Below are 18,129 nucleotides of genomic sequence, written 5' to 3'. Positions count from 1 at the left end.
TTTTTATTCTAACGAGAAACAAAAAATCTGTCATCAGTAATAGATAAAATCTATTACCAACAACAGATATTGTAGAACCGTCAAAAGCCTATGAGGACGGGATTTTCTTTACCTTCGATTGTTATCCGTTGTCACTGATTGTCACCCCAGGGGGAGCCAAAATATCAGTGGCAACAATAATTGACCGAATCCGGCCGAATTGGTATACCGTAATTAAAATTTTAAATACGCTGCCAACTTTTTTGTAGCTTCATTAGGTTCCTTGCAGGTAGTGGCGGTATAGACGTCAAAAGTAGTCTTTAGTGACGAGTGACTTAGTTGTTGTTCTTTTACTGCAATCGGATTGGCACCCGCATCATGGGATAAAGTAGCATAAGTATGGCTGAAAGCATGGACAGTAACTTTCTTCAAATCATAGTTATCAATGACATATTTTAGCCATAGCTGGGGTTTAACTAGTTGAAACATTTTATTTCGTTCGTTACAGAAAACTAAATTGTCACCAAGTGGAAAACCTAAGGCCTGCAAATACTTTGCTTGCTTTTTTTCCACTGTCGCAAAATTTAGGCGGCTTCAGGCGCTATAAACACGGTTCGGTAGTTTTGGGCGACTGGGCTACTAAACGATTATCAGCGCCACGAGATTGCGTTTTATTGATATCAATTGAACAATCTTTGAAATTAACATCACTCCATTTAAGTGCCAGCATTTCAGATTTTCGCATCCCCGAAAAAGCAGCTAGTCTAAAAAAGACACAGGCTTGAGGAATTTGACTATCATCTTTGAAACATTCGAAGAGGTGTTCCAATTCTTGCTTATCGTAATAATTCTCAATATTTTGCCGGGTCCAATTATCAGTTTGACGAGGGATAATGATACCATCTACCGGATTGTACATAATTAGCTGCATGGTAATGGCATATTTGAGTACTTTACCGGCGTAATTCAGAAAACGATGGTGTTGACGCAGCCTATCATTGAACCAGTCGTTAACAGCCTGCTGACACATTGGTACAGTGATCTTTTCAACCTGGTATTTCCAAACACGGGTAAGATATGTAACCGAAAGATTCGCTGGGTGGTTGCCCAGGAAGATTCCTTGACGGTGTTTTTGTACTGGATCAACCAACATGGGGATGTGTCATCTGAACTTTGCTATGGCGGGCTTTTCGAGTTATTACATTTTGGACTAAGTATTTAGCCTAGTTGTCCGTTCAAATAAGCTTTTAAAAGAACTATTCCTAACCCAATAATGATTAGTAGGATAGCAAGCCATCCCAGTCCTTTGCTTCGACTGTCGTAATGGGTGAAAAAGCCATAGCGAATCTTGGTATTAAAGGCTGAGATCATGACACGATGCCGAAAATAACTGCCCCTATTAAAATAACAATATCCATAAAGAATTTCTTTCCTCCAAAAAATAAATTTTTCGTACGAAGACTTTTGATCATATTCGTCCATGATTGAGTTTTCGTAAGCAGTGAAAAGGTTCTTTCCAGTATCGTGTGAAAGAATTGAAATTTCGTTGCTGGATCCTTATAAAACGGAGGACATGCGAATCTTAATGTAACGAATCACACAGGATTGGAAAGAACCTATCTACTGCTTACAAACTACTTCGTACCTTTCGTGATCATTGGAAAAAATAAAACATTTATTATCAACTTTTTTATCAGGCACTATCAAGCAAAAAGGCTTCAGATATCGGATAATCCAATATCTGAAGCCCTTTTAGAAAGAATGATTTTATAAAGTCAGTCATGCACTGGGTTATTCTCAATTTCAATCCCAGCATTCTTGCCAGCATCCAAACTAACCGTTCGGTCAACAGAAATAACGACAGCGGCGAGTGCCTTTGGGAGTTGATTTGCGGCAGCATATTTTTCAGCATCATCAAATATTTGATCATCCTTGTGAATGGTTGCTTTGCCCTCGACCCGGAAGCCCTTCATACCGGGATAAGGATGAAAAGCAGCGGCAATCTTCGGATTCACTTGGACGTTATGCCATGATTGATGACCCGTTTCCTCGTTATAGATTAAATGTTCATCATCAAGAACCCGCAGAGTACCCTTAGGGCCAATTTGTGGATTACCATTTTCATCGACGGTTGCGATAAAGCCAAACGCATCTTGAACTAATTGTTTCTGTTCCTCAGTTAAAGTTGCCATTATGTGAACCTCCTAAATTTAAATCAACGTCAAAAATTATTGATGAACCATAAACAATATTATCGACCCTTTCTTAGGGAAGTGTCAATAATAATGACACGAGGTCAACTATTCTCCTGCTAATTTGAGCTTACCGATGGACTATTAACCGAAATCGTCACTTCCATCACATAATGGCGAATGTGCTCGTGGGCATAGCTGAGTGCTTCGTTAAAGTAATCAAACAAATCATTCACGGAACCGGATAATTTAGTTGCGTAGTGCATTCCTTCAGGATTGAGCCCCTTAACTTCGGCCATATTAACGATTTTTTCGATATCTTTCATGTAGTCGGCATCCCCAAATGCATAGAAGGAATACTTACAGTCGACATGCATATTGGGGAGCGCTTTGCCCAACTTGATTGGGGTGATTTCTTCATTTAGGTAATGATCCGCGTCGGTATCGCCTGGACATCCTTTTGAGAAGGTCAATTCATATACGGTATGAGTTGAATCCGTGTAGGTAAGTTGGCATGCAGCTTTCACAATGTTAACGACATTTTCTTGGCGTCCCCGGTATGTTGTACTGAACATATCCGTTTTTTGCCAAACAGGTAATTCAAGCGAATTAAGTTGTTTAATGGCGTCGGTAATGATCGTGGCGAATTGGTCACTCATGGGATAGACACTAAGCTTGCAGCCGGTTACGTCTACTGAGCCATCAATATTACAGTCAATGTTCATGTGAAGTTCCTCCAATTATGATTTTCTGGTTTCAAAAGTATGGGCCCGGGTAAATAAATTATGAATCAAACTCACAAGGCCAACCGAGAAAATTAGGTTGGAAACTAAGCGAGTGAGAAATAGGGCTAGCATCATCAAGAGTTTTAACTTGATGTAGCCATGGATAAATAATGCAGACCCAAAGGTGACAACGGTTGATAAAACGGCGGCCAGCAGGAGTGACCTAACATCAAACCGCTTGTATCTAAAGCTCGCAAAACCCAGTTCACTCCCTAGTCCTTGAAAGAATCCGGCAAATAAGGCCGTAATTCCAAACTGGCCACCCATGCCGCTTTCCAAAAAGGCGCCAAGAATTTCACTGATCAGAGATGAGCCTGGCAATCGAACCACCATAAAAGCGATTGGACCGCCCATACACCACAGCCCGAATAACCCTTCACCAACAAAAGGCCCCAAACCAAGTGGTGACAAGATACCGTAAACTAACGTGTACAGCCAGTCTGAAAAAACAAAAATGAATCCAAACAAAACAGAAATAATTGCAATCGTGATAATATCACGCAAATGCCATTTCGCTAATACCTTCAAAATACAAGTCCTCCCAAATAAAAAAAGTCCTCAATTCAGTTAGAATTGGGGGCCATCGGGTTAAGAACACAAAAATATTAGTTAAATACTTTAATATTAATTGGTTAACTGATGAAGAAATCCCTTCGCTGATGTTAATCAGATCAGGTTCAATGGGTATATTCTCAGCACGCTGGCACCCCAATTCTCTCTGATTATCCTACAGGCTCACCTAAGCATTGTCAACAGATAACCAATGATGAAAAGAACGGTATCATTTATTTAACGGTAAACGTGAAATTTTCATTGCAATTTCTTTTTCAATCCGCTATTGTCAAATTATTGATTATTACTTGAAATTAGGAGGCTCATCATGAAAATTGGTTTTATCGGTGTCGGAGCGATGGCTCAGGCCATTATTCAGGGGCTACTCAAAGCAAGATTGGTGCCCACAGAGAATATTTTGATTCACAGTGCGCACCAGGCTCATTATGAGAACTATGCTGATAAATTTGGATTGACACCGCAGGAAACTAATCTGGACGTTGCTAAGAATAGTGATTTTGTGGTGTTGGCAGTAGTCCCAGCGATTGCCAAGGCTGTGCTTGCTGAAATTCGTTCGGCGCTCACCAAAGATAAAGTGCTTGTGTCAATCGTGTCAGGAGTTTCCTTGGAACGATTGGCCGAGCTGACCAATTATGATTTGCCGATTCTCCGAACTTTACCAAATATCAATTCGGAATTTGGCCAGGGGATGACCGCGGTTGCTGTCAACGAAAATTTGGCTGGTGACCAAAAGGATCAGGCACTTTCAATTTTTCAAGCAACTGGTGAAATCAGTGAATTGCCCGAAACGCTTTTCCCTGCGTTCAGTGCAATTTCTGGCAGTGCAGTTGCCTACATTGATTTCTTCATTGACGCTCTTAGCCGAGCAGGGGTTAAATACGGGTTAAGCAAAGAGGCTGCTACTAAGATTGCTGCACAAACAACCTTTGGCTCCGCTGACGCATTGATGCAATCTGGAAAGACGCCTGCCGAAATGATCGATAAAGTGTGCTCTCCTGGTGGCGATACAATTGCCGGAATCTTAGCGATGGAAGAAGCTGGTTTCTTGAGTTCGGTAGTTAAAGGAATCGATGCAACGATTGATAAGTCAACTGGGAAGACGAAGTAAGTGACTTCCGGTTAATGGTTTCTGATTCAGCAAGGGCAGGGGTTATGATTGCATTGTCAGTTTGAAATGCAAGCATAATCCTTTTTCTACGGCCTGAAACGATTGTTCACCGGCGCTTCTCAGCATAATCATCCGGACAAATTTGGTTTGCAGTGATCTAGACCTCATAGATTTCAATTATTATGTTAAAATAAAGTATAAAGAAGACCAAAGGAGTTGGTAATGGTGGGTTTGCCAATTTATATTCAGATTCATAATGATATAAAGCGAAAAATCGAAGCCGATAAATGGAAAATTGGTGATCGAATCCCCTCTGAACGCGAGCTGTCTACAGAATTTGGCGTTAGTCGGATGACTTTGCGACAGGCCATTCAGACTCTTGTTGACGAAGGAATCTTGGAACGACGGGTTGGTTCTGGAACGTTCGTTGCCAATCAGAAAGTTCAGGAAAAGATGTCCGGGGTCACTGGGTTCACGGATTTGATGTTGGCCCAAGGCAAGAAGCCGTCGAGCAAAACGGTTTCGTATCATACGATGGAACCGTCATTGAGTGAAATGGAGAAGTTGCATATTACTCAAGACCAACCTGTTTTGCGGATGGAGCGAATTCGATATGGTGACGATGTGCCAATTTGCTTCGAGGTTGCGACGGTGCCGGAGAATATTGTCGAGGGCTTGGAAAAGTCCGAGGTAACCAGTTCGTTGTATCGGACACTAGAGCAAAAGAAAGACCTTCAGATTGGTAAAGCCCAACAAACGGTTTCAGCAATGTTGGCTTCCGAACGGATTGCGGAATATCTCAATATTAAGCGAGGAGAGGCAATCTTACGTTTACGCCAAATTACATATTTACAAGACGGTCGACCATTTGAGTATGTTCGGACGCAATATGTTGGCGATCGATTTGAGTTTTATTTGGAAAAAGAATAGGGCACTTGAATAAAAGCGTTTTGACTATCCATAAAGGCTCCGAAGTTAAAATCCCCCAAACTGAAGGGGTTTAACTTTGGAGCCTTTATGTAATGAATGTAGCAGGCAGTGAGATTTTCTGACGCAACGATCGCTGACTTAAGTTCAGTTTGAAAAGCGCTGTTTTAAGACTTGCAGCAAGTACTTTGGCAGCACCATTAGTCTGCCGATTCGAGCAGGCTCTTTCATGACGCGGTACAACCACTCTAAGTGCATCTTTTGCCAAGTAACCGGGGCACGTTTCACGGTTCCAGTAAGCACATCAAACGACCCACCAATTCCCATCCAAAGGCCATTTGTAACTGCTCGGTTTCGTTCGATAAATTCTTCTTGTTTCGGGTACCCGGTTGCAACAAATACCATATCCGGATTAGTCTGGCGAATATCATTAACGATTTGAGTGTCGTTGTAAAAATACCCATCATGGGTGCCGGCAATGACAAGATCTGGAAATTGCCTGCTCACAACTTCTCGTAGCTTCTGGATGACGGCTGGTTTTGCCCCAACGAAGTAGGCCGACTTTTGATGTTGATTGCCCCAGCTGAGTAAACTTTCAAACAAGTCGTAGCCCGTAACCCGTTCCTCAATCGGTGTTTTTAACAGCTTAGCCCCAATCACGATTCCGATACCGTCAGCGACAATAAAATTGGCCCCCTTGATTAATTTGGTGTATTCCGGGTGATTGCGGGCATACATGACAATCTCCGGATTAGCTGTCACCACAAACGTATTTTGTTGCTGGTCGATTCGCTGTTGAAGCGTCTGTTCAAATGCGCTTTGAGTTGTATTGATAAATGGAATTCCTAAAATCGATACTTTTGATTGCTTGGTCATAATGACTCCTTCAATAATTATTTTGAAGCAAAAACCGCCATTTTTCTGGTCAATGTGACGATAAATGATAGAATTAACATGATTACTTAATTATATAACATCTCATCGGGAAGGATATTGAAACAATATGTCAGAAAATAATAATTTGACACTTCACACCGATTTTTACGAAATCAACATGATGGCAACTTATTTTGAGAAGCATATGGAGAATCGTCATGCCGTTTTTGAAGCCTTCTTCAGAAAACTGCCTTTTGGAAACGGGTATGCTGTTTTCGCTGGGTTGGAGCATATTATTCAATATATCGAGAACCTTCACTTTACTGACTCGGATATTGACTATCTTAAAGAAGTGACCGATTATCCGGACAGCTTCTTAAACTACTTGCGAAATTTCAAATTTAAGGGCACGGTCCGTTCAGCGTATGAAGGGGATGTTGTCTTCGCAAATGAACCGATCCTTCAAGTTGAAGGAACTCTGTGTGAATGTCAATTGGTTGAAACCGCGATTTTAAATATGATCAATTACCAAACCTTAATCGCAACCAAGGCATCCCGAATTAGGACGGTTGTTGGTGACGATCAACTGATGGAATTTGGCAGTCGGCGGGCCCAAGAAGTTTCGGCAGCAATTTGGGGAACGCGGGCGGCCATTATTGGTGGCTTTAATGCGACTTCCAACGTTTTGGCCGGTAAAAAATTTGGGATTCCGATTAGCGGAACTCACGCCCATTCACTTGTTGAGTCGTTTGGCAATGATTACAGGGCGTTTCATGCCTATGCCCAAACCCATCACGACTGTGTCTTCCTTGTGGATACCTATGATACGCTCAAAAGTGGCGTTCCCAGTGCAATTAAAGTTGCCAATGAAATGGGCGACAAAATTAACTTTGCGGGCGTTCGCTTGGACTCTGGAGATATGGCTTACTTGTCAAAACGAGTTCGAGAAGTTCTTGACCATGCTGGGTACCCCAATACGAAGATTTACGCCTCCAACGATCTCGATGAAACGACGATTGCCAGCTTGAAGATGCAACACGCCAAGATTGACGTTTGGGGCGTTGGCACCAAAGTAATTACGGCGTTTGATCAACCAGCTCTCGGGGCAGTTTACAAGATGGTGTCAGTTGAAGATGATGACGGCCAAATGGTCGATCGGATCAAGATTTCCGGGAACGCGGAAAAAGTTTCCACCCCTGGCAAAAAGCAGGTTTGGCGAATTACCGATACTAAGGACGGCAAGTCTGAAGGTGATTACATCACGCTGTCAACTGAGGATCCCCGGGAAGAGAAATCAATTTACATGTTCCACCCAAATTATACTTATATCAACAAGACCGTTGAAAATTTTGATGCGGAACCTTTACTGAAAACTATTTACAGAGATGGCAAATTGGTTTATGATCGTCCTAATTTATCTCAGATCAGCGATTATGCCGAAAAAGAATTGGCAGCGTTGTGGCCTGAATACCGACGGGAACTCAACCCACAAAAGTATCCGGTCGATTTATCACAAAAGTGCTGGGATAATAAGCGTGACATTATTGAAAAAGTCCGTAATTACGTTCAACAAATAAAATATTAACGAGGGATGCACATGAGAGCAAAGCAGCAGGAAATTATTAATGCTTTAAAAGTCAAACCGGAAATTGATCCAAACGAGGAAATCCGTCGCAGTGTCGAATTCTTGAAGCGTTATCTTCGCAAGTTTTCGTTTTTAAAATCCTTGGTACTCGGCATCTCCGGTGGTCAGGACTCAACATTAGCAGGGAAATTGGCGGAAATGGCGATTAGTGAACTGCGTGACGAAACTGGTGATATCAGTTATCAATTTATTGCCGTCCGGCTCCCTTATGGTGTTCAAGCAGATGAGTCTGATGCCCTTGAAGCAATCAAATTTATGAATGCCGACAAGGTTTTTCGGGTGGATATTCAATCCGCTGTGGATGCAGCTACAGAATCTGTTGAGGCAAATGGCATCCAGATTAGCGATTTTAATAAAGGGAATATCAAGGCCCGCCAACGGATGATTGCGCAATATGCAATTGCGGGTGAGACTAGCGGTGCCGTAGTGGGAACTGATCATGCTGCCGAAGCTGTCACTGGTTTCTACACCAAATTTGGTGATGGGGCAGCTGATATCACCCCCCTTTGGCGATTAGATAAACGACAGGGTAAACAGCTCTTAAATGAACTTGGCGCACCCAAGCATCTCTATGAAAAGACACCGACTGCTGATCTTGAAGATAACCGGCCGGCCTTGCCAGATGAAGTTGCCTTGGGAGTGACCTACCAAGATATTGATGCCTACCTAGAAGGCAAAAATATTTCTGAAAAAGCTGCCGAGACCATTGAAGGCTGGTATAACAAGACTGAACACAAGCGTCACACGCCAATTAATGTCTATGATACGTTTTGGAAGTAATTAAAGAGTGACATTTTATTAGTGATTATGTATAATAATGATAAATAAAGGGAGTAACCAGCAGCGGTATGCTGTGATTATCTCGTCAACGTGAAATATTCGTATTTCCGGGATAACTCTTAAATGGTGAGACTTGTGGATTCTTCATGGGAAGAAATCTGCAGGTCTCTTTCTTTTTAAGACATGCCACCCGCTACAGTCAGTTTCCAAGCATTTATTGGAAGCATTGGGGAAGATGAGAGCTGGGTTGATGCGCTCGTTGCTCGTTACTCACTTAAATTTAGGACAGTTCATCCAAGCAGAAGTCTGCACATTAGTCCCTCACATATTGCTTTCCCAAGAATGGATATACGAGGAAGCGCATGTTCAACTTTTCAATGCTCGGTTGGGCTTACTCAGAGGAGAAAGTTAATGACACAGGAGAAAAAATTTAGTTATCAGCGATCCGTTGCCGACATCATGCAACAAATGAAGTCCAATCCAAATGGGCTGACGACCAGCATGGTGGCTGAACGTCGCCAGCAATTCGGCCCTAATAAGTTGACTGCCAAGCGGCGAACCACACTACTGGAGAAATTTATTGCCCAGTTTAAAGATCTGATGATTATCATCTTGATTGTTGCGGCCATTATTGCAGGAATTGCCGGTGAACATGTCGATGCCATTATTATTCTGGCAGTTGTGATTCTCAACGCGATCTTTGGGGTTTTCCAAGAATCCAAAGCAGAAAATGCAATCGATTCGCTCAAACAGATGTCAGCACCAATGGCAACGGTTTTGCGAAATGGTGAGTCGATCTCAATTAAAAGTGAAGAGATTGTCCCGGGAGACATTGTTTTGCTGGAAGCAGGGGATGTTGTTCCGGCCGACTTGCGACTGACTGAGGCAAACTCGCTCAAAATCGAAGAGGCTGCGTTAACGGGTGAATCCGTTCCTGTTAACAAGCAGGTTGAAACAATTTCGGAGAATGACTTACCCCTAGGGGATCGCAAAAATCTCGGCTTCATGAACAGTAATGTCACGTCTGGACGGGGTGTTGGGATTGTGATCGGGACCGGAATGAATACCGAAGTAGGTAAAATTGCCCACATGCTTAACACCACTGAAGAGTCAACGACACCGCTTCAGGACAACTTGAAGTCCCTTGGAAAGATGCTGACGGTTTTGATTTTGGTGATTGCCGTCATTGTGTTTGGCATGGGAATGCTTCGCGGCCAGGAGAGCTTGATTAACATGCTGTTAACGGCGATTTCATTGGCCGTTGCCGCAATTCCTGAAGGCTTACCCGCAATTGTGACGGTCACCTTGGCGCTTGGTACTCAGCAAATGGCCAAGCATCGCGCGTTGATCCGAAAGCTGCCAGCAGTCGAAACCCTTGGGAGTACGGATATCATTTGTTCTGATAAAACGGGAACGTTGACGCAAAACAAAATGACCGTCGAAAAGGTTTTCCTGAATGAAAAATTGGCCGATTCTGCTGATACCCAACTGGATTTATCTGATCAGCTTGCCCAAATCATGGTATTGAATAATGATACCAAGTTCCAAGAAGATCAATTGGCGGGTGATCCAACTGAGACGGCGCTTGTGTCCTTTTATTTGAACAAAGATCAACCTGTTCAAGATTTTGTTAACCAACACAAACGGTTAGCCGAGATCCCATTCGATTCGGAACGAAAACTCATGTCGACCTTTAACCAAATGGATAACGGTCAGATCATGATGACGATGAAAGGGGCCCCTGACCAGTTACTACAACGTGTCACAAAGATTAAAGATGGTGATCAGGTCCGAGACATCACTGATGGGGATAAGAAACTCATCAGTGACACCAATCACAGTTTGGCAACCCAAGCACTCCGAGTTCTTGCGTTTGCTTACCGAATGGTTGACTCAGTTCCCACTGACTTGACGAGTGACGCTCAAGAACGTGACGTGACCTTTGTTGGTTTGATCGGAATGATTGACCCTGAACGACCAGAAGTGGCTCAGGCGGTTGCTGAAGCCAAATCAGCAGGGATCAAATCCGTGATGATTACAGGAGATCACCAGGACACTGCCCAAGCAATTGCTAAACGGCTGGGAATTATTGACCACGGAGATTCACAGGATACAGATAAAGTCATTAACGGTGCGCAATTAGATGAAATGTCTGATTCCCAATTCGATGACGCCGTTGGCAATATTGCCGTTTATGCCCGAGTTGCCCCAGAACACAAGGTTCGAATTGTGAAAGCTTGGCAGAAAAAGGGGAAGGTCGTTGCCATGACCGGTGATGGCGTAAACGATGCGCCCGCCCTCAAGACTGCCGACATCGGTGTTGGCATGGGAATTACTGGGACCGAAGTGTCTAAAGAAGCCAGCGATATGGTTTTGGCAGATGATAACTTTGCCACGATTGTAACCGCCGTTCGAGCTGGCCGAAAAGTATTTTCAAACATTCAAAAGTCACTACAATACCTGTTATCAGCGAACTTAGGAGAAGTTTTAACTTTATTTGTGATGACAATGATGGGCTGGGAAATTTTGGCACCTGTCCAGATTTTGTGGATTAACTTAGTAACCGATACGTTCCCAGCGATCGCATTGGGCGTTGAACCCGCCGAGCCGGGAATTATGAAACGCAAGCCTCGGGGCAGATCGTCAAACTTCCTTTCTGGGGGGATCATGAGTAATATCCTGTATCAGGGCTTCTTTGAAGGTTTCATTACGTTAGCGGTTTATGCTTTCGCGATTATCAATCCGGTGCACTCATCAGAAGCGTTGGTTCACGCAGATGCGTTGACGATGGCTTATGCCACTTTGGGATTAATCCAACTTTTCCACGCCTTTAACTCCAAGACCATTCATCAATCGATCTTTAGAGTGGGGCTGTTCCGAAATAAATTCTTTAACTGGGCATTGTTGGGATCAACTATTCTGTTAATTGCGACAATTGCAGTTCCCGGTTTCAACGAAATGTTCCATGTGTCTAACTTGACCGCTTCACAATGGGTCGTGGTGGTATTTGGTGGCTTTATGATCGTTGTGATCACAGAAGTAGTAAAATACATTCAGAGACACTTTTTCCACAAACAATAAAAATGGGGGTAATGATAGTTTGAAACCACAAGATATGCAACATTATGCAAAGGTCGTATCGGATGTGATCGATTCAACATCCGCAAATGGTACGGACCTCAATGATGATTTTGAAACGTTACGAAAGGCAATTGACGCCGATACCGTTTCAGAATTGTCGACGGACGAATTAGCAAGAATTAAGGCCCATTTCCAGTCAGGAACTGATAAGTACAAGGAAAATGTCAACAAGCTTCAACAGGCACCGGTGCCTGTCAAAGTTCTGGGCAAACATAAGCTGTTGGTTCGCCATTACGAGGACTATACTAATGCTTGCCAAGCAATGACCGATAGCATTGATCCGGATGTCACGACGATTAATGTGGATCAGTTCAATAAGTCGGAGAAGGATCAGGAGGGTAGCATTGCGAAGGTTTCCAGTGTGACGACGAGAATTATGGGCGGTATGTAAGTAACCGACAGCGACTGTTTCAGATCTAAACAAAAGGGAACGTTAGGCGGTAAATTGTTTATAAATGCAACTTGGCTTTCCCTGCTCATATTGATAAAACTTGCGACCAACCGCTGATCCCCGCCATTTAAGTCAAAAAAGTAATGCATTCTGGTTTTGGAATGCATTACTTTTTTGACTTAAATTCTGGGATCAATTGTGGCTTGTCCCAATCTTTCTTCTGCCCAATAATTTTTCTCACTGACTGAACATGATATAATTAACCGTGACATTATTTGATGAGGTGGAATAAATGACTGATACACTTGCCGAAAAGATTCGGCATGATTTACCTAAATTACGAATCAAGCAAATTTCTGAAACACTGAAAATGTTCGATGAAGGCGACACGGTTCCCTTTATTGCCCGATATCGAAAAGAGCGAACCGGCAACTTGGATGAAGTTGAAATTCGAGATATTGAAGCGGCAGCTCACCGAATTCAGACGTTGGATAAGCGCAAAGCTGAGGTTATCAAAATCATCACCGAGCAGCAAAAGCTAACCCCTCAGCTCGAATCTGAAATCAACGCGGCAACCGTCCTCCAACAGGTCGAAGACTTATACTTACCGTACAAGCAAAAGCGGCGGACAAAGGCCACAATTGCCAAAGAGAAGGGCTTACAGCCATTAGCAGATGCCGCGCTAAAGTTTGCCCCTAATTTGGATAGCCTGGTTGAACAAGCCGTTGATCCAGAAAAACAACTCCCTGATAAGGCTGCTGTATTTGATGGTATCCATGAAATTTTGGCTGAAACATTTGGTGATCGAGCCGATTTTCGAAATTGGGTTCGCCAGAATACTAATCAGTACGGTGCCCTGGTGACCAAGATCAAAAGAGGTGCTAAAGAGGCTGACGAAGAAGGGACTTATCAGCAGTACTATGATTTTTCTCAATCGGTCAAATCAATTCCCTCATTTAGGACCTTAGCAATCAATCGTGGTGAAAAGGAAGGTATTTTATCGGTGAAGATCGATGTGAATGAAACGCCGATTGATTGGCATTTAAAAGCCAATACAGTTGGTAACCAAACTGGTTTGGCGGCCAAAATTGTGGAAAGTGCCGTGTTAGACGCCTATTCACGCTTCATTGGTCCCGCAATCGAACGGGAAATTCGTAAGGATTTGAGTGAAGTTGCGTATAACCACGCAATCGATATTTTTGGCAAGAATCTGTATAACTTGCTCATGCAGGCGCCATTAAAGGGTAAAGTTGTCATGGGCTTTGATCCGGCTTATCGGACTGGTTGTAAGCTCGCAGTGGTTGATCAGAATGGGAAGTATTTAGCCAAAACGGTGATTTATCCTCACAAGCCTGCTGGTGAAGCAAAACGAAAAGCAGCCAAAGGGGAATTCATTGATTTCATTAACCAAAACCACGTGGAAATGATTGCGATAGGTAACGGGACTGCCAGCCGGGAATCAGAACAGTTCGTTGCCGATGCCATTAAAGAAATTGAGACGCCAATTTATTACGTCATTGTGAACGAGGCCGGGGCATCTGTTTATTCTGCCAGCAAGGTTGCCAGAGAAGAATTCCCTGATTTCAGTGTTGAACAACGATCGGCCGTTAGTATTGGCCGACGGATTCAAGATCCCTTGGCTGAATTGGTCAAAATTGATCCCCAAGCTATCGGAGTTGGTCAATATCAACATGATGTGCCTCAAAAACAGCTAAGTGAAAAATTGGATCAAGTGGTTGAAACGGCTGTTAATCGGGTGGGGGTTAATTTAAATACTGCTAGTCCGGATTTGCTAGTTCATATTTCTGGGTTAACCAAATCTACTGCAAATAACATCGTTAAGTACCGCAATGAGGCCGGCCAATTTAATGACCGCTCGGATTTGAAGCAGGTACCGAGATTGGGGCCAAAAGCGTTTGAACAGTCCGTTGGTTTCCTCCGAATTATTGATGGCGATAATCCACTTGATAATACGGACATTCATCCAGAAAGTTATCCGGCGACTTACCAATTACTCAAGCAATCCGATCTGAGTGCAGCCGACCTTGGCAAGCCGGTTGTTGCTAAAAAACTCAGTCAAATTGATTTAGACCAAACTGCTCAGTCGCTAGAAATTGGGCGTGAAACGCTGCAGGATATCATTAAGGGAATTGAGACTCCTGGCCGAGACTTGCGAGATGAGATGCCCGCGCCATTACTCAGAAAAGATGTGTTAACAATGGCCGATCTAAAGCCGGGGATGAAGCTTCAAGGAACCGTCAGAAACGTTGTTGACTTCGGCATATTTGTGGATATTGGGGTTAAGCAGGATGGCTTGGTGCATATTTCCAAAATGAGTGACCATTTTGTCAAAGATCCAAGCAAAGTGGCCTCTGTTGGAGATATTGTGACCGTTTGGATTGATTCAGTGGATGCTGATCGTCACCGGATTCAATTAACGATGGTGGAACCAGAAGCAGGACAGAAGAGATAAGCTAATGACAAATACTGAATTACAACACTTAGTCGAACAAATATCGATCCAATTTTTTTCCAGACCCTTTACGCATCGGGCCTACTTCAATCCCAGATTGCGGACAACTGGTGGCCGTTATCATTTAGACAGTCACGATATTGATATCAATCCTAAGATGGATGATGGCCAGTCTCATGACGTTTTAATTGGTATCATCAAACATGAGTTGTGTCATTATCATCTCAATCTTGCGGGATTCAGTGGTCGGCATAACACCCCTGAATTTAAACAATTGTTACAGGCAGTTGGTGGATCCAGATATGCACCACGGATTGAATCAACTACGCCTTCATTTCATGTTAAATATCTTTATCGGTGCACACATTGTGGTCTGGAGTATCATAGGAAACGAAGGATCAATGTTTCGAAATATGTCTGTGGTCGATGCCACAGCAGGTTAACGTTAATCGATATCGGTCTCGAGAAACAATAGATCATTGATAACGAAAGGAGTTTGACAATGGCAAAACTAATTATTCGCGTTCCGGCGACTTCAGCCAACGTAGGTTCTGGATTTGATTCTGTTGGGGTTGCCCTTCATTTGTACTACACGGTGATTGTTGAAGAAAAAACCGATAAGTGGAAGGTTAATCATGCCTTAGGAGCTGACGTTCCAACCGATGAGCAAAATTTAATCGTCCAGACAATTCTCAAAGTGGATCCAGACATTCATCCAAGACAGCTGACTGTTATCTCAGATGTCCCAATTGCCCACGGGCTTGGTTCGAGCACAACGGCCGTGGTAGCTGGGATCAAGATTGCCAACGCCTTAGGTGATTTGGATCTGTCGGTAGCAGATCAAATTAACCTTGGCTCTCGATTTGAGGGACACTCAGAAAATGTTGCTTCCGCATTGTTGGGCCAGCTGACCGTTTCAACTTTCGATGGTCAACAAGCAGTTGCGACCCGGATTGAATTACCGGATGTATACGCTTTGATGTATATTCGCCCTGATGGGATCAGTGAAGCGGAAAGCCGTAAGAAATTGCCTAAGACAATCAGCTTTGAGAAGGCGATTCATGCCAGCAGCAAAGAGAATGTCTTTGTTGCCCTTGCAGCTCAAGGCAAGTGGGATGAAGCGGTTAAATTAATCGAAGGGGACCAAATCCATGAGCCGGCCAGAAAAGAACTTGTGCCGGAGATGGATACCATTTTGGAAACGGCGCATAAGCTTAATATTTACGGTACTTATTTGAGTGGTGCTGGTCCAACGGTTTCAACCCTGGGGAAACAAGCAGCTTTGACCGAACTTAGAATTGAGTTACAACAAAAAAATATGAATGGTAGTTTACGACTGTTACAAATAGACCAAGAAGGCGCAACGGTTCGCGGCGAATAAAAAAAGTATTTGTCATGACTGCTAATTTCTGCTATAATTTTATCTGTTGATGCGGCCATGGCGGAATTGGCAGACGCGCAAGATTAAGGATCTTGTCGAGAATTATCTCGGTGGAAGTTCGAATCTTCTTGGCCGCATTATTAAAGTCCGAGTTACTATCATTTTGGTAGTAATTGGGACTTTTTTTGTTGAAGCATGGTTGATGAATACTGTTTGGTTGGACTGCAGCGAAATTTTGACGCTGAAAATTTATAGGCGTATGGGACTGAAAGTAGTTCAACCAGGACATCATTGATCCTTGCGCAACAACATAGCGCGACCTGATTCACAAATCAATAATTGGAGTTGACTGTATGAAGTATTTGATATTTGACGTCGATGGAACTTTAATTGACACAGAAAAAATGTACCTTTTACCATTGCATAAAACGCTCATCGAAAACGGGTATGACGTTACATATGATGACGTAAAAAAGGTGTTTGGAATCACCGCCACTGACGCTCTCAAAATTTTGGGCGTTCAGGATGTTGAGGGGATGCTTGCCAAGTGGTTTGGTCAAATCAAGGACTATAAGCACTATGCCCACGTTTATCCTGGAATTACTGACGCGTTGGCTAAAATCCACGCCATGCAAAATACTCGTCTAGCAATTGCAACGTCAAAACAGGAAAGCGAATTTCACCGAGACGTCACCCGATTTGGTCTGGATAAATATTTTGATCAATTTGTATTCTCAAATGAAATCAAACGCGGTAAACCAGCTCCTGATATGGTTCTAAAAGGAATCGAAAAATTAGCTGCAGATCCTGATGAAACGATCTATATCGGCGATACAATTTATGATCTGCAGGCTGCTCACGCTGCAAATGTCAAATTTGCATTAGCCGGCTGGCGAACCGAAAAAACAGCCGAATTTGAGAAAACCGATTACGACCTTCAGACACCAGCCGACTTACTTAAGATTTAAGATAACCAAGATGAAACCGCTCTTTTGTGATATATTGGTGGTAACTAAACGTAGAACATAAGATTAATGACAAATGAAAAGGTGATTGGATGATTTCGATTTTAGTTGCAAGTCATGGCAGGCTTTCAGAGGAGATTGTCAAAACTTCTGAAATGATTGCTGGCAAGCAGGCACAGATTAGTTGGCTTTCTTTGGATCCCAATGATGGCATTGATTCACTTCAAGCTAAATATAATAAAGCGTTGACAGTGTTTACTGAACATCATGATGTGTTAATTTTCACTGATATGTGGGGTGGTTCTCCATTTGAGGCAGCTGGTCGGATCGTTGCGGATAATCCCGAGCATATTGCGTTAATTGGTGGTGTTAATTTACCTATTTTGTTAGAGGCATTTGTTTCCAGAAAGACTTCTCTAACCAACTTAGTAGATCATCTGATGTCAGTTTCAAAAAATGCCATCCGCCAATTTAAGTTATCAGAAAATCATGAAGGGATTTGAGACCAATGGATAATTTATTCGATGTATTGAAGATGGTGAGTTTCAATCACATGGGGTTTGACGCTTCTCAGGTGGTCATTACCGATTTGGAAGGAAAGCCGAATGGCATTTTAACCGACTTGTACAGAGACGTCGTTAACAAAATTAATTTGTTTATTGATCTGCGGTCAGCAAGAGATGCTGGTGACGTTTTAACGCTATTACGAGCTCACACACCGCTTCCAGATGATGTTCTGGAGGAATATGGCAAGATCCTAGAAGAACCGCTTATCAGGATTAATTTCGCTCCTCAGAAGGGACAGATGGAATTACAAGTTCGTGGCTAGTTCGGGCTCTTCGTCAACTGTTGTTGGTGAAACTAAATTCGAGTTCTAATCACTTTGTGATTAGGGCTCTTTTTGTTTTGACCT

The 18,129-nt window shown here is 43.0% G+C and carries 19 protein-coding genes, 1 tRNA gene and 1 riboswitch; of the genes, 13 read left to right on the top strand and 7 right to left on the bottom strand.

Going from position 1 to position 18,129, the window contains the following annotated elements:
* Window positions 1-213: 213 nt before the first annotated feature.
* The 6 genes from KTE19_RS09735 to KTE19_RS09710 form a co-directional block, all read right to left on the bottom strand.
* Window positions 214-552: a site-specific integrase gene (locus KTE19_RS09735; RefSeq protein ID WP_217162327.1), complete on the bottom strand. Its 339-nt coding sequence runs from the start codon at window positions 550-552 to the stop codon at window positions 214-216.
* A gap of 28 nt (window positions 553-580) precedes the next feature.
* Complete coding sequence (locus KTE19_RS14350; RefSeq protein WP_217162326.1) at window positions 581-898, bottom strand: tyrosine-type recombinase/integrase; 318 nt, start codon at window positions 896-898, stop codon at window positions 581-583.
* A gap of 47 nt (window positions 899-945) precedes the next feature.
* A complete protein-coding gene (locus KTE19_RS14345; RefSeq protein WP_217162325.1) occupies window positions 946-1,125 on the bottom strand; it encodes an N-terminal phage integrase SAM-like domain-containing protein in 180 nt (59 codons plus the stop codon).
* A gap of 629 nt (window positions 1,126-1,754) precedes the next feature.
* Window positions 1,755-2,171, bottom strand: a complete 417-nt coding sequence (locus KTE19_RS09720; protein ID WP_217162324.1) for a pyridoxamine 5'-phosphate oxidase family protein — start codon at window positions 2,169-2,171, stop codon at window positions 1,755-1,757.
* Between the two features lie 119 nt (window positions 2,172-2,290).
* Window positions 2,291-2,896 carry a Ykof family thiamine-binding protein gene (locus KTE19_RS09715; protein WP_217342177.1) on the bottom strand — a complete coding sequence of 202 codons (606 nt, stop codon included), beginning with the start codon at window positions 2,894-2,896 and terminating at the stop codon, window positions 2,291-2,293.
* A 15-nt stretch (window positions 2,897-2,911) separates the two neighbouring features.
* Window positions 2,912-3,484, bottom strand: a complete 573-nt coding sequence (locus KTE19_RS09710) for an ECF transporter S component (protein WP_217342176.1) — start codon at window positions 3,482-3,484, stop codon at window positions 2,912-2,914.
* Window positions 3,485-3,587: 103 nt separating this feature from the next.
* A riboswitch (TPP riboswitch) is annotated at window positions 3,588-3,677 on the bottom strand.
* A gap of 159 nt (window positions 3,678-3,836) precedes the next feature.
* On the opposite strand from KTE19_RS09710, the gene proC reads away from it, so the two are divergent.
* Window positions 3,837-4,637, top strand: a complete 801-nt coding sequence (proC, locus tag KTE19_RS09705; protein ID WP_217162321.1) for a pyrroline-5-carboxylate reductase — start codon at window positions 3,837-3,839, stop codon at window positions 4,635-4,637.
* A 225-nt stretch (window positions 4,638-4,862) separates the two neighbouring features.
* Complete coding sequence (locus KTE19_RS09700; protein WP_054748393.1) at window positions 4,863-5,567, top strand: GntR family transcriptional regulator; 705 nt, start codon at window positions 4,863-4,865, stop codon at window positions 5,565-5,567.
* Window positions 5,568-5,711: 144 nt separating this feature from the next.
* On the opposite strand, the gene KTE19_RS09695 is transcribed toward KTE19_RS09700, so the two are convergent.
* Entirely contained in the window at window positions 5,712-6,440 is a 729-nt protein-coding gene (locus KTE19_RS09695; RefSeq protein ID WP_217162320.1) for a WecB/TagA/CpsF family glycosyltransferase, read from the bottom strand.
* A gap of 127 nt (window positions 6,441-6,567) precedes the next feature.
* Here KTE19_RS09695 and KTE19_RS09690 point away from each other — a divergent pair, with 127 nt between their 5' ends.
* The 11 genes from KTE19_RS09690 (at window position 6,568) to KTE19_RS09640 (ending at window position 18,045) form a co-directional block, all read left to right on the top strand.
* The gene (locus tag KTE19_RS09690; protein WP_217162319.1) at window positions 6,568-8,025 is read left to right on the top strand and encodes a nicotinate phosphoribosyltransferase; all 1,458 of its coding nucleotides are present in this window, start codon (window positions 6,568-6,570) and stop codon (window positions 8,023-8,025) included.
* A 12-nt stretch (window positions 8,026-8,037) separates the two neighbouring features.
* The gene (gene nadE, locus KTE19_RS09685; protein WP_217162317.1) at window positions 8,038-8,865 is read left to right on the top strand and encodes an NAD(+) synthase; all 828 of its coding nucleotides are present in this window, start codon (window positions 8,038-8,040) and stop codon (window positions 8,863-8,865) included.
* Between the two features lie 183 nt (window positions 8,866-9,048).
* Window positions 9,049-11,946 (top strand): calcium-translocating P-type ATPase, PMCA-type, encoded by a 2,898-nt coding sequence (locus tag KTE19_RS09680; RefSeq protein ID WP_347339412.1) that lies wholly within the window; start codon window positions 9,049-9,051, stop codon window positions 11,944-11,946.
* Between the two features lie 19 nt (window positions 11,947-11,965).
* A complete protein-coding gene (locus tag KTE19_RS09675) occupies window positions 11,966-12,397 on the top strand; it encodes a hypothetical protein (RefSeq protein WP_217342175.1) in 432 nt (143 codons plus the stop codon).
* A 292-nt stretch (window positions 12,398-12,689) separates the two neighbouring features.
* Entirely contained in the window at window positions 12,690-14,870 is a 2,181-nt protein-coding gene (locus tag KTE19_RS09670; protein ID WP_217162307.1) for a Tex family protein, read from the top strand.
* A 4-nt stretch (window positions 14,871-14,874) separates the two neighbouring features.
* A complete protein-coding gene (locus KTE19_RS09665; RefSeq protein WP_217162305.1) occupies window positions 14,875-15,345 on the top strand; it encodes a SprT family protein in 471 nt (156 codons plus the stop codon).
* A gap of 27 nt (window positions 15,346-15,372) precedes the next feature.
* The gene (gene thrB, locus KTE19_RS09660) at window positions 15,373-16,251 is read left to right on the top strand and encodes a homoserine kinase (RefSeq protein WP_217342174.1); all 879 of its coding nucleotides are present in this window, start codon (window positions 15,373-15,375) and stop codon (window positions 16,249-16,251) included.
* Between the two features lie 51 nt (window positions 16,252-16,302).
* Window positions 16,303-16,388: transfer RNA gene (locus tag KTE19_RS09655), tRNA-Leu, on the top strand.
* A gap of 216 nt (window positions 16,389-16,604) precedes the next feature.
* Window positions 16,605-17,219 carry an HAD family hydrolase gene (locus KTE19_RS09650; protein WP_217162301.1) on the top strand — a complete coding sequence of 205 codons (615 nt, stop codon included), beginning with the start codon at window positions 16,605-16,607 and terminating at the stop codon, window positions 17,217-17,219.
* A gap of 89 nt (window positions 17,220-17,308) precedes the next feature.
* Window positions 17,309-17,719 (top strand): PTS sugar transporter subunit IIA, encoded by a 411-nt coding sequence (locus KTE19_RS09645; protein WP_217162299.1) that lies wholly within the window; start codon window positions 17,309-17,311, stop codon window positions 17,717-17,719.
* Between the two features lie 5 nt (window positions 17,720-17,724).
* Window positions 17,725-18,045 carry a hypothetical protein gene (locus tag KTE19_RS09640; RefSeq protein ID WP_056981893.1) on the top strand — a complete coding sequence of 107 codons (321 nt, stop codon included), beginning with the start codon at window positions 17,725-17,727 and terminating at the stop codon, window positions 18,043-18,045.
* Window positions 18,046-18,129: the final 84 nt, after the last annotated feature.

The sequence above is a fragment of the Lentilactobacillus dabitei genome (assembly GCF_019061365.1).
Lineage (GTDB): Bacteria > Bacillota > Bacilli > Lactobacillales > Lactobacillaceae > Lentilactobacillus > Lentilactobacillus dabitei.
The sequence above is the reverse complement of the archived record's forward strand: the minus strand, read 5'-3'. Positions and strand labels throughout refer to the sequence as shown.